Below are 12,248 nucleotides of genomic sequence, written 5' to 3' on the forward strand. Positions count from 1 at the left end.
GCGATGCCGGGGCCCGTGTCGCTCACCCGGAGCTCCACCCAGCGGCGGCGCGCGGACTCCTCGCCCTCCGCCGCCTCCAGGGCGCCCAGGACCACGCTCACCGTGCCGCGGTCCGTGAACTTGACGGCGTTGCTCAGCAGGTTGAGCAGGATCTGCCCCACGCGGTCGGCGTCGCTGCGCAGGGGGGGCAGGGTCATGGGCGGGCTCATGGCCAGGATGAGGCCCTTTTCCCGCGCGGCCGGCTCCATCGTCTGCAGGGCCTCGACGACGGCGGCGTACGGATCGAACGGCTGGATGACGAGCTCCAGCTTGCCGGCCTCCATCTTGGACAGGTCCAGGACGTCGTTCACCAGGCGCAGCAGGTTCTCCGTGGCCCGCTGCGCCCGCTGCAGGAACGCGACGGATTCCGGCGGCAGCTGCCCCACCACGCCGTCCAGCAGCAGCGCGTTGTAGCCCAGGATGGCGTTGAGGGGCGTGCGCAGCTCGTGGCTCACGCTGGCAAAGAAGCGGTCCTTGGCCGCCGCGCTCCAGCGCAGCTCCTCGTTGGCCCGCTCCAGCTCGCCGCTGCGCTCGGCCAGGGCACCGTGCAGCCGCGCGTTGCTGATGGCCACGGCCGCGTGGCCGGCCAGGGTGAGCGCCAGCCGCACGTCGCGGGGCGATATCTCGTACGGCCGCCGGTAGCCGATCACCAGGGCACCGAACGTCTCGCCAAAGAGGGCCAGGGGCACGCCCAGCCCCACGCGCATCCCCTCCGCCGCGTGGAACGGCTCGGGGACGCCGCCGTCGGGGCCGGCCTCCAGGGTGAGCGGCTTGCCCGCCTGGGCCACGCGCGCGGCGAACGGGTCGTCCGCGGGGCCGCCGGCGGCGCGCAGGCCGGCGCTGGCCAGGGTGCGGATCTCCCCGCCGGAGGTGGCGCTCACGGTGACGTAGTGCGCGCCCAGCAGCGTGCGGGTGAACCGCGCCACCATCTGCAGCACCTCGTCGGGGTCCAGCGTGCGGTTGGCGGCCAGGCCCAGCACGTGGAGGGCCTCGCTTTCCTCCGCGCGGCGGCGCAGGGTGTCCCGCTCACCTTCCAGGGCCGCCACGCGCTCCGCCGTGCGGCCCACGTGCAGCAGGGCCGCCGCCACGTGCTCCCACTCCTCCGTGCGCGCCGCCTCGGCCGCGCGCCCCTCGCCGATGAGCACCACGGCGCCCGCCCCGTGCGCGCTGCCGTTGCGCAGGGGGAGCAGCAGGGCGTGGCCGCCGGGGTGCTCGGCGGCGTCTTCCGGAAAGCCGGGGCTCAGGGGACGGACGGCGGGGATGGGCGCGCGCAGCGCCTCGGCCGTGAGCCGGGACGATACGCCAGCGCCCTGGGGATAGGCCGCGGTGACGGCGCCGCCCGCGTCCACCCACACCGCGCACCGTCCGGGCGCGACGGATTCCGCCAGCGCGTGCAGCGCTTGCGCGGGATCGGCGCTCTGGTACAGGCGGATGACGGTGTCGCGAAGGTCCATTCGGGCCCGCGGTAGGTACCGGCGCGTCGGACGTCCCGTGCTCCGGGGACGGCGGCGTGACGCAGGGGGTGAGACGGGCAAGTTAGCGAAAGACGCGCGCGTGAACAATCCACCCTGTAGCGCGACGTCGCGTTCGGCGCGATAGACCGTTGCACGCGGGGGTTTTACCCGCGTGTTGTAACGCTGGTGGCCGCAAACGGATTGCGCGGACCCGTCACCGGGCTGCTCCGCGCACCATGCAACCTTTCATCGCGAACCAGGCTCTCAGGTGTGTCGCAGCCGTGCACACCGTGGCCACCCGGCGCCGGATGGTCGAATCGCCCGCCGGTCTCGGGACGTCTCCCCTCTCCGCGAGGAACGAGCGGGGAGGGGCCGGGGAAGGGGCGGGCTGCGGTCGGCGCGATCCATCCTCGCCCCCGGGTGACGACGGATTGCCGGCCCCGCGAAACATTTTTCGGCCTCCCGCCGATACTATCCCGGATGTTCCCGGAAACCTTGACACAGCCGTCCTCGTGCTGAATAATCAGCACGTGCTGAAATTACAGCACTCACGTCGTCCCTCCTTGACTCCACCCTGCCGCACCCGCATGGACGCAATGCGCTCCCTTCGAATCTTCGCCGCGGCCGCGACGGCCGCGTGTCTCTTTGCCGGCGCGGCGCGCGCGCAGGCGCCGTCCGGGGCCGGCACGCGGCCCCTGGCCACGCTGGCGGCCACGCGCCTGCAGGGCGAGGTGCGCCTGGACGGGCGCCTGGACGAGGACGCGTGGCAGTCCGCGCCCGCCGCGTCGGACTTTACGCAGAGCTATCCGAACGTGGGCGCCGCGCCCACCCTGCGCACCGAGGCCCGCGTGCTGTACGACGCTGACGCCGTGTACGTGGCCGTGCGCGCGTTCGACCCGTCGCCGGACAGCATTGCCGCGCCCCTGGCCCGGCGCGACGCGGGGGGCATCTACTCCGAGTGGATCAACGTCTCGTTCGACAGCCGCTACGACCGCCGCAGCGCGTTCCTCTTCAGCACCAACCCGCGGGGCGTGCAGCGCGACATCTACCTGTCCGACGACGGCGCCAACGAGGACGGATCGTGGAACGCGGTGTGGACCGTGGCCACGTCCATCGACAGCGCGGGGTGGACGGCGGAGTTCCGCATCCCCCTGTCGCAGCTGCGCTTTGGCGGCCGCCCCGAGGACGCGCGCACGTGGGGGATGCAGATCACCCGCGACATCGCGCGGCGGGGCGAGCGCGCGTCGTGGTCGCCGTGGAACCGCAACGACGCGGGGTTCGTCTCGCGCTTCGGCACGCTCACGGGGCTCACGGGGGTGCGGGCGCCGCGCGCGCTGGAGCTCATGCCGTACGCCAGCGCCCGGCTCACGCGCGCCCCCGGCGACGCGGCCGATCCCTTCTTCAGCGAGAACGAGCCGGGGATCGACGCCGGCGCGGACCTGCGCCTGGGGCTGCCGGCCGGCCTTACGCTGTCGGCCACCATCAACCCCGACTTCGGGCAGGTGGAGGCGGACCCGGCGGAGGTGAACCTCACGGCGTTCGAGACGTTCTTCAGCGAGCGGCGGCCGTTCTTCACGGAGGGGGCCGACGTCTTTCGCTTTGGCAGCACGCGGGCGTTCAACCGCTACGGCAGCCAGGAGTACTTCTACTCGCGCCGCGTGGGCCGCTCGCCCCAGCGCACGCTGAACGGCCCCGCGTACCCGTTCGTGGACGCGCCCACGCAGACGCGCATCCTGGGCGCCGCCAAGGTGAGCGGGCGCACGCCGGGCGGGTGGAGCATCGGCCTGATGGACGCCGTGACCAACCGCGAGTCGGCGCGCTTCATCGGCACGGACGGCGAGCGGCACACGGCGCAGGTGGAGCCGCTGAGCAACTACTTCGTGGGCCGCGCGCGCAAGGACCTGAACGGCGGATCGTCGCAGGTGGGCGTGCTGGGCACGGCGACGAACCGCGGCCTGGGCGACGAGACGCTGGCGAGCATGCTGCACCGCGACGCGTACCTGGGCGGCGTGGACTTTCTCCACACGTGGAACAGCCGCGCGTGGAGCGTGAGCGGCTACCTGGCCGGCAGCCGGGTGAGCGGCAGCGCGGACGTGCTGCGGGCCACGCAGGCCAGCTCGGCGCGCTACTACCAGCGGCCGGACGCCGACTACGTGGAGCTGGACCCCGCGCGCACGTCGCTCACGGGCCACATCGGCGAGCTGAGCGTGGCGCACGGCGGCGCGTGGGACGCCTCCATCCAGCTCAAGGAGGTGAGCCCCGGCTTCGAGATCAACGACATCGGCTTTCAGACGCGGTCCGACGCCCGCAGCATCGCCACCTTCCTGGGGCGCAGCGTCAACCGGCAGGTGGGCATCCTGCGCGACCACAGCTACGCCGCGTGGCAGTTTCGCGCGTGGAATTTTGGCGGTGACGTGATCCTGGACGGCGCGGCGGCCAGCGCCAACGCCACCTTCACCAACTTCTGGGGGACGGGGATCCAGGTGGGCGCGCGGCCGGCGTACGTCAACGACCGGCTCACGCGCGGCGGCCCCCTGAGCGAGCAGCCGGCGCAGTGGAGCGCCAGCGGCTGGGTGGAGACGGACTCGCGCAAGCCGCTGTTCTTCGGGACGGACTTCTCGTACCGGCAGGACGCGTCGGGGCTGGTGGAGCGCGGCGCGTCGATGTGGTCCACGTTTCGCCCCAGCTCGGCCGTGCGGGTGCAGGTGGGCCCGCGCTGGGCGCACAACGACTACACCGCGCAGTACGTGCGGACGACGGCGGACGCGCGCGCCACGGACACGTACGGCGCCCGCTACGTCTTTGGCGCGCTGGACCAGACGACGGTATCCATGGAGGCGCGCGTGGACTGGACGTTCACGCCCCGCCTGTCGCTGCAATTGTTCGCGCAGCCGTTCGTCTCCGCCGGCCGCTACAGCGGCTTCAAGGAGCTCACGACGCCGGGCGAGTTCGAGTTCGCCCGCTACGGCGACCAGCAGGGCACGCTGTGCCGCATCGGCGGCGTGTACGTGGCGGACCCCATGGCGGCGCGCGCCTGCCCCACGACGCTGCCGGCATCGAACGATCCCGACTTCGTCGTGCGCTTTGGCGACCCGGACTTCAACGTGCGCTCGCTGCGGGGCAACGCGGTGCTGCGCTGGGAGTACCGCCCCGGGAGCACGCTGTTCTTCGTGTGGCAGCAGGAGCGCAGCGGCTTCGAGCCCGTGGGCGACTTCGACTTTGGCCGCGACGCGGGCGCCATCTTCGACGGGCCGTCGCACAACGTCTTTCTCATCAAGGCGTCGTACTGGATCGGCAACTGAAAAGAAGGCTCACACGGCACTTCGTGAACGGCAACTGCAACGGTTTTTCTATCCGTTACCGTTGTCGTTCCCGTTCACGAAGTGCCGTGTGAGAATGCAGTTTCCTTTATGATGGCGGATGAACCGGAGCCGCGGGGGGAGATTTTCTTCCGCGGCTCCACCGCATCCGGCACGTGCGGGGCATCCAGCAGGGATTGACCGAAAGAGGGGTCGAACGCGATGATCATTCATCGCCGGGACTTCCATCCTCTTCCCGGCAGCAGCCACTCGGCACGGGATCGATCATGATGCAGCCGGATCCGCCGTCCGCGCCCACGCGCACGCCGCCGCTTGACGAGGTGGTGCCGCAGGCGACCATGCCCGCGCTCGCCGACTCGCAGGCGGGCAACGTGCCGGTGCAGGACACACGCCGCGTCGTGGAGGACGGCATCAGCCCGGTTCGGCTCGGGGTGCTGGCGGGCGTGCTGGCACTGGTGGGCACGGTCGCATACCGGACGCTCACGGCGCAGAACCTGATGCCCTATCCCGGTGATCGCGTGCGGGAGGCGTTGCTGGTGTGCGCGGGGACGGCCCTGCTGGGCCTTCTCTGCAGGCCGCTGGTGCGCCGCCGGTCGGAGTACCTGCTCACGGAGCGCGGGATCGAAAGCCGCGTACGGTATGGCATGGAGTCGCGGCCCTGGGTCACGCCCATCGCGTGGCAGGACATCGCCTCCTTCCGTGAGCTCGACACCGCGGCCGGCGTGCGCCTGGAGGTGGTGAGCGCCACCGGCATCCGCATCTCGCTGCGCGGCGACGCGCGCCGCCGGGCGGCGCGCGAGTTCATCCGCCGCTTCGTGGCCGAGGCCGAGCGCCATCCCCGCGCCGCGCGCCCCGCGGACCTGCCGGAGGTGACCGGGGGAGTGGTGCGCAACGCGCTGCTGTTCCTGGGCAGCAGCGCCGTGTTCGCCGCGCTCGGCCCCCTGACCGGCGTGGAGCTGCCGCTGGCCGCGAAAGTGGCCGGTGCCGCCCTGGTGGCGCTGGCGGGCTGGGGCTTCTTCTTCTGGACGAGCCTGGACGACTTCGACGTCGCCGTTCGCGATCGCCCGGGGAACACCCTGGGCGCGCGGCTCCGGAACCGCGTCCGCGGCTTGCTGCGCATGCGCGTGGTCTGACGGGCGACGCCGGGACGAACGGCCGTCCGCCGGACGAAAAAGCCTCGCGGCAACCGCGGGGCTTTTTCCGTTCCCGGAGCGGCCCTTTCGCCGCTTCGGCCCGGAGACTGCGAAGGTGCGCGTCATGGTTGCCTTCTCGATCCGACGACGCCTCGCACCGTATCCAGGGAGATGCCCCGCGCCGCCGCACCGCCGTCCACCGATCCCGTCGCCCCCGCCGACGCGTGGTTCGCCGCGCGCGGGTGGGAGCCGTTCGCGTTTCAGCGGGACGTGTGGCGCGCGTACCTGGACGGAGAGGGCGGGCTCATCCACGCCGCCACGGGCACGGGCAAGACGTACGCGGCGTGGCTGGGCCCCGTGCTGGAGTGGATCGCCGAGCACCCGGACGATCCCACGGCCGGCAAGGCACCGCCCCTGCGCATCCTGTGGATCACGCCCCTGCGCGCCCTGGCGGCGGACACGGAAGAGGCCCTGCGCGCGCCGCTGACGGACCTGCGCCTGCCCTGGACGCTGGAAAGCCGCACGGGCGACACGTCGTCCGCCGTGCGGTCGCGGCAGCGCACGCGGCTGCCCACGGCGCTCGTCACCACGCCGGAGAGCCTGGCGCTCCTCCTCTCCCGCGACGACGCGCGCCAGCTCTTTTCCGACCTGCGCGCCGTGGTGGTGGACGAGTGGCACGAGCTGATGGGCACCAAGCGCGGCGTGCAGGTGGAGCTGGCCCTGGCCCGGCTGCGCGGCTGGCGGCCGGCGCTGCGCACGTGGGGGCTGAGCGCCACCATCGGCAACCTGCACGACGCGCAGGACGCGCTGCTGGGCACGGCGCCCGGCCGCGCGCAGGGGCGCATCATCCGCGCGCACATCCCCAAGGAAGTGGTGGTGGACGCGCTCATCCCGCCCACCATCGAACGCTTTCCCTGGGCCGGCCACCTGGGCACGCAGATGCTCCCGCAGGTGGTGGCCGCCATCAAGGAAGGCGAAACAGCCATCGTATTCACGAACACCCGTTCACAAACGGAGATCTGGTACCAGGCGCTGCTGGACGCGCGGCCGGACTGGGCGGGGCAGATCGCCCTGCACCACGGCTCGCTGGACCGCGCGCGCCGTGAGTGGGTGGAGAACGGGCTGCGCTCCGGCAAGCTGCGCTGCGTGGTCGCCACCTCGTCGCTGGACCTGGGCGTGGACTTCTCCCCCGTTGACCGCGTGCTGCAGATCGGCAGCCCCAAGGGCGTCGCGCGGCTGCTGCAGCGCGCGGGGCGCAGCGGGCACCGGCCGGGCGCCGTGAGCCGCGTGACGTGCGTGCCCACCAACGCGCTGGAGCTCATCGAGGTGGCCGCCGCGCGCGACGGCATGCACGCGGGCGCCGTGGAGTCGCGCCTGCCCGTCGATCGTCCCCTGGACCTCCTGGCGCAGCACGTCGTGACGGTGGCGCTGGGCGGCGGCTTTCGATCCGACGCGCTCAAGGCCGAGGTGCGGACGACGCGCGCCTACGCGGGGCTGATGGACGACGAGTGGCAGTGGGTGCTGGACTTCGTCACGCGCGGGGGCGACGCGCTGAGCGCGTATCCCGAGTTCCAGCGCGTGGTCATCAGCGAGGACGGCACGTACAACGTGGGCGACAAGCAGATCGCCCGCCGGCACCGCATGTCCATCGGCACCATCGTCAGCGACGCGTCCGTGACGGTCAAGTACCTGGGCGGCGGCTCGCTGGGCTCGGTGGAGGAAGGGTTCATCGCGCGGCTCAAGCCCGGCGACAAGTTCGTCTTCGCGGGCAAGCCGCTGGAGTTCGTCCGTGTGCGCGACATGGTGGCGTGGGTGCGCCGCGCCACGAGCATCAAGGGGATGATCCCGCGGTGGATGGGCGCGCGGATGCCCCTGAGCACGGAGCTGGCGGCGTCGCTGCGCGGGCGGCTGGAAGAGGCGTCGCGCGGCGTGTACCGCGACCCCGAGATGCAGGCCATCCGCCCCATCCTGGAGATCCAGGCCCGCTGGTCGCGCATCCCCGCCGCGGACGAGCTGCTCCTCGAGCGGGTCAAGACGCGCGAGGGACATCACCTGTTCTTTTTTCCCTTCGAGGGCCGGCTGGTGCACGAGGGGCTGGCGGCGCTGTTCGCGTACCGCATCTCGCGGCTGCTGCCCATCTCGTTCACCTTCTCGATGAACGACTACGGCCTGGAGCTGCTCTCGCCCGATCCCGCGCCGCTGGACGAGGCCCTGGCCGCCGGACTGCTCAGCCCGCGCAACCTGCTGGAGGACGTGCCCGCGTCGCTCAACGCCACGGAGATGGCGCGGCGGCAGTTCCGCGAGATCGCGCGCGTGGCGGGCCTCGTGTTCCAGGGCTTTCCCCACGCGGGCAAGACGGCGCGGCAGCTGCAGGCCAGCAGCGGGCTGTTCTTCGACGTGTTCACCCGCTACGACCCGGGCAACCTGCTGGTGAGCCAGGCGCACCGCGAGGTGCTGGAGCGGCAGCTGGAAAGCAGCCGCCTGGGCCGCACGCTGGAGCGCCTGGCCGCCGGGCGCGTGGCCGTGACGACGCCCAGGCGTACGCCGCCGCTGGCCTTTCCCCTGCTCGTGGACCGCACGCGCGAAGCCGTGACCAGCGAGTCTCTCGCCGACCGCGTCCGCCGCATGCAGGTCGCGCTGGAGAAGGCTGCGGACACGGGGAAGTGACGGCGGATGGGGCGGATGGGGATCGTTGGATGGGCGATGAGGTGATGCGCGGATGGCGGATGGGATCGGGGGATGGCCGGATGAGGTGATGCGCGAATCGGCGGATCGGCGGATCGGCGGATCGGCGGATCGGCGGATCGGCGGATGGGACGCGATCAGCAGACGCGGAAGGCCGAGCGGCGGATGACGGGATCGGGATCGTGCAGAGGGAGAGGACGAGGCAGGTAGGCGGGCATCGCGACCCGGCGACTGAAGTCGCGGCACCGACAACGTGATGTCGGCCTTCGCCGACGGCTCGTGCACCGGGCGAGTGGGTGCACCGATGCGGCGGTCCGTCGGCTGGGTTTCGCGCAGGTTCGCAGCAGGCAGCCATCGGCGAAGACCCAGCCCCGGCGAATGAATTCGCGGCTGTGACCCCGCAATGTCGGCCTGCGCCGACAGGTCCGTCGCGGGCGGGGGCCGTGCGGTGTGGCGGCGCCCGAGCCACCGAATCCGCCTCGTCGTCGGGTGGCGGCCCGTGTTGGCGGTTGAAGCCCCGTTCGCAGAGCGCGTCGGCGCGAGACGGGGCTTTCCGCTGTCCTAGCGGCGGGTTTACCCGCTCCGGCTGGGAGCCAGGCTGGCGATTCTCGCCGATGCGGGGTACTCTCCGCGAAGCATACTCCACTACTTTCTGGGCGAGCCGTACACAGGATGCAGCCAGCGCTGGACGTCGGGGCGGGAGACCTGGAGATCGACCTGTGCGGCGAGCGGCTGGTGCTGCTGCCGGAACACGCCGCGTACCGGCCCGCGCACCGCGCGCTGCTCGTCGCCGATCCGCACTTTGGCAAGGCGGCGGCGTTCCGCGCGCTGGGCGTGCCCGTCCCCGGCGGCACCACGGCCGGCAACCTGGGCCGCCTCACGCGCCTGGTCGCGCGCACGGGCGCGGAATCCATCGTCTTTTTGGGCGACTTCTTCCACGCGAAGCAGAGCCGCGCGCCGCGCACCCTGGAGGCGCTGGCGGAGTGGCGCGAGGCGTACCCCGAGCTGCGGCTTACGCTCGTGCGCGGCAACCACGACCGCCACGCGGGCGACCCCCCGGCGGAGCTGCGCATCACCTGCGTGGACGGGCCGCTGCCGGCCGCGCCGTACGCGTACGCGCACCACCCGGAGCCCGCGGCCGCGTGCTACGTGCTCGCCGGGCACGTGCATCCATCCGTCACCCTGCGCGGCGCGGGACGCCAGCGTGAGCGGCTACCGTGCTTTCACCTGGGGCCGCACGTGGGCATTCTCCCCGCGTTCGGCGACTTTACGGGGACGGCGGACGTGAGCGTGATCCCCGGCGACCGCGTGTACGTGGTGGCCGGCGAGCAGGTCGTGCCGGCCGTGTGAACGCGGAACGGCACATCCGCTGCATGTCCTTTCCCGTTCGGCAGTTGGATCGCAGGCAGCACAGGAGACGAGAGGCGTGGGAGACATCCCGTTGATGCGCGCGGGCTTTGCCCTGATGGCGGTGATCGCCGCCGTGGGCGGGCTCTCGATGGTGGTCCTTCCCGACGAGCACCGCGGGGGCAAGGACCACGACAAGGACAAGGACCGCGACCGCGCGGAGGCACCGGCCCCCGCCGTCCAGCCGGGCACCCCGCTGGCCGCCGCGCAGCCGGCCATGGGCGACTCCGCCCGCGCGTTCGGCTGCGCTCCGGACGGCGCCAGCGTAAGCCTTCCGGAGACCGTGCACGAGTCCAGCGGGCTGGCGCTCGCGGCCGGCGGCGACGCCATCTGGACGCACAACGACTCCGGGCGCCCCCTCCTGCACCTGGTGGGGATGGATGGTCGCGACCGCGGCCAGGTGACCGTCACGGGCGTCGACCCGCGGAGCAGGCTGGACTGGGAGGACGTGGCCGCGGCGCCGTGTCCCGGCGGCGGGCGCTGCCTGTACGTGGGCGACATCGGCGACAACGCGGCGGCGCGGCCCAACGTCACCATCTACCGCGTGCCCGAGCCCGCGCCCGGCGACGCGCAAACGCGCCCGGCCGAGGCCCTCACGGCCGTCTACCCGGACGGCCCGCAGGACGCCGAGGCGCTGTTCGTGCTCCCCGACGGCGGCATCTTCATCGTGAGCAAGGGCGAGACGGGCGGTATCGCCGTCTACCGCATGCCGCGCACGGCCCGCCCCGGCACGCCGGCCCGCCTGGAGCGCATGGCGGTGCTGGCGCCCGGCAAGGTGGAGCGCCCGCAGCGCATCACGGGGGCGGCCGCGTCGCCCGACGGGCAGTGGCTGGCCCTGCGCACGCTGCGGCAGGTGTCGTTCTACCGGACGGGCGGCCTGGCGTCCGGGCAGCTGGGCCAGCCGCTCACCTACGACCTGACCGGGTTGAACGAGCCGCAGGGCGAGGCCGTGGAGTTCGGCCCCGACGGCACCGTGTTCCTGAGCAGCGAAGGCGGCAGCAAGAAGAACCCGGCCACCCTGTCGCGCCTGGCCTGCGTCCTCCCGTCGTCGTAGGGCCGACGACGAAGCCGCGGCGTTCAGCCGCGGCTTCGTCTTCTTGAGACGACTGAATCGCCGCGATCCCGCGCGAGAGCGTCATCCTGAGGAGCCGCCACACGGACCTCGTTGGAGCATGATCGATGGCGGCGACGAAGGATCTTGCCGGCCGCGCCACGGGCCGCCCCTCGTGCGCGAAGTCGGCCCCGAGTCTCGCACACAAGATCCTTCGTCGCGCCCGGAGTTCGTGCATGTTCGGGCCATGCGCGGGCGCTCCTCAGGATGACGCATCTCGTGGTTGCGCTGGGGACACGGGATGGAAGATGTTCAACCTCCCCCAGGTTTTTTTGGGGGAGGTGCGAGCCTGAGCGAGCGGAGGGGGCGCTCGCGTGAGGCCGGGTATGACAGCGGGGGACGGATCACGTTGTCGCGTGTCGTGCTCCGCACAAAAAAGGCGGGCCCCGGGACAGGCGTCCCGGGGCCCGCGTCCGTCCATCGGAAGTGCGCCCTTTACGATGGGTCCGCCCTGGGGGCGGGCTGCGGCTCCATGGCCTCGCTGCGCAGCACTTCCAGGTCCGAACCGCCGCGCGCTTCGTCCTGGCGCGCCTGCACCAGCACCTCCAGCTCCCGCTCGCGCAGGTTGAGCGTGTACCCCGCGCCCACGATGCCCACGCGCAGGTAGCTCAGCGTGAGCGCCTTGCCGGCCCGGCACTCGTCGGCATTGTCGAAGCGCACGCCGCGCCCGTCCACGAACGTCACCGAGCCACGGCCCACCACCTCGCCCCGGTGGCCCTGCACGATGAGCGCCGTGTCCTCGTCGATGCCCAGCCCCAGCAGCTCGGGGTTCTGCGCGATCACCATGAACAGGCGCTGCAGCCGCCGCCGCTGCGTGAAGTGCGTGTCGATCATGGCCCGGAACCCCAGCAGGCCAAAGCCGGGCCCGATGTGCACGGCCTGCATCTGCCCGTACTCGTCGGGCTCTCCGCCGGCCAGGATGGTCTCCGTGAGGGCCGCCGCGCCGGCGCTGGTGCCGCAGATGGTGGCGCCGTTGGCGTACGCCTCGCGCACGGCGCGGTCCAGCCGCGAACCGCCGATGGTGGCCACGAGGTGCACTTGGTCGCCGCCGCCGAAGAAGATGCCGTCGGCCTGCTCGATCATTCGCACGATGCGCCGG

General features: G+C 72.3%; 7 protein-coding genes. 5 read left to right on the plus strand and 2 right to left on the minus strand.

Features of this window, described 5'->3' with window-relative positions:
• Positions 1-1,493 (minus strand): GAF domain-containing sensor histidine kinase (locus tag VFZ20_RS29385; protein WP_329687527.1); only part of this gene is annotated, 1,493 nt, incomplete at its 3' end.
• 596 nt (positions 1,494-2,089) lie between these two features.
• Between VFZ20_RS29385 and VFZ20_RS29390 the strand changes: the two genes are divergently transcribed.
• The 5 genes from VFZ20_RS29390 to VFZ20_RS29410 all read left to right on the plus strand — a co-directional run bounded on the left by VFZ20_RS29390 (position 2,090) and on the right by VFZ20_RS29410 (position 11,092).
• Entirely contained in the window at positions 2,090-4,795 is a 2,706-nt protein-coding gene (locus VFZ20_RS29390) for a DUF5916 domain-containing protein (RefSeq protein ID WP_329687528.1), read from the plus strand.
• A 284-nt stretch (positions 4,796-5,079) separates the two neighbouring features.
• Positions 5,080-5,946, plus strand: a complete 867-nt coding sequence (locus tag VFZ20_RS29395; protein ID WP_329687529.1) for a hypothetical protein — start codon at positions 5,080-5,082, stop codon at positions 5,944-5,946.
• A gap of 171 nt (positions 5,947-6,117) precedes the next feature.
• Positions 6,118-8,613, plus strand: coding sequence for a ligase-associated DNA damage response DEXH box helicase (locus tag VFZ20_RS29400; RefSeq protein WP_329687530.1), 2,496 nt, complete (start codon positions 6,118-6,120; stop codon positions 8,611-8,613).
• 690 nt (positions 8,614-9,303) lie between these two features.
• Complete coding sequence (gene pdeM, locus VFZ20_RS29405; RefSeq protein ID WP_329687531.1) at positions 9,304-9,981, plus strand: ligase-associated DNA damage response endonuclease PdeM; 678 nt, start codon at positions 9,304-9,306, stop codon at positions 9,979-9,981.
• Between the two features lie 76 nt (positions 9,982-10,057).
• A complete protein-coding gene (locus tag VFZ20_RS29410) occupies positions 10,058-11,092 on the plus strand; it encodes a hypothetical protein (protein WP_329687532.1) in 1,035 nt (344 codons plus the stop codon).
• Between the two features lie 492 nt (positions 11,093-11,584).
• On the opposite strand, the gene VFZ20_RS29415 is transcribed toward VFZ20_RS29410, so the two are convergent.
• On the minus strand, positions 11,585-12,248 hold a 664-nt coding region (locus tag VFZ20_RS29415; RefSeq protein WP_329687533.1), incomplete at its 5' end, for a cyanophycinase.

The organism is Longimicrobium sp., assembly GCF_036280135.1.
Lineage (GTDB): Bacteria > Gemmatimonadota > Gemmatimonadetes > Longimicrobiales > Longimicrobiaceae > Longimicrobium.

Coding starts and splice junctions, on each gene's coding strand:
- VFZ20_RS29390 (WP_329687528.1), top strand. CDS start 2,090: ATGCGCTCCCTTCGAATCTTCGCCGCGGCCGCGACGGCCGCGTGTCTC.
- VFZ20_RS29395 (WP_329687529.1), top strand. CDS start 5,080: ATGATGCAGCCGGATCCGCCGTCCGCGCCCACGCGCACGCCGCCGCTT.
- VFZ20_RS29400 (WP_329687530.1), top strand. CDS start 6,118: ATGCCCCGCGCCGCCGCACCGCCGTCCACCGATCCCGTCGCCCCCGCC.
- pdeM (WP_329687531.1), top strand. CDS start 9,304: ATGCAGCCAGCGCTGGACGTCGGGGCGGGAGACCTGGAGATCGACCTG.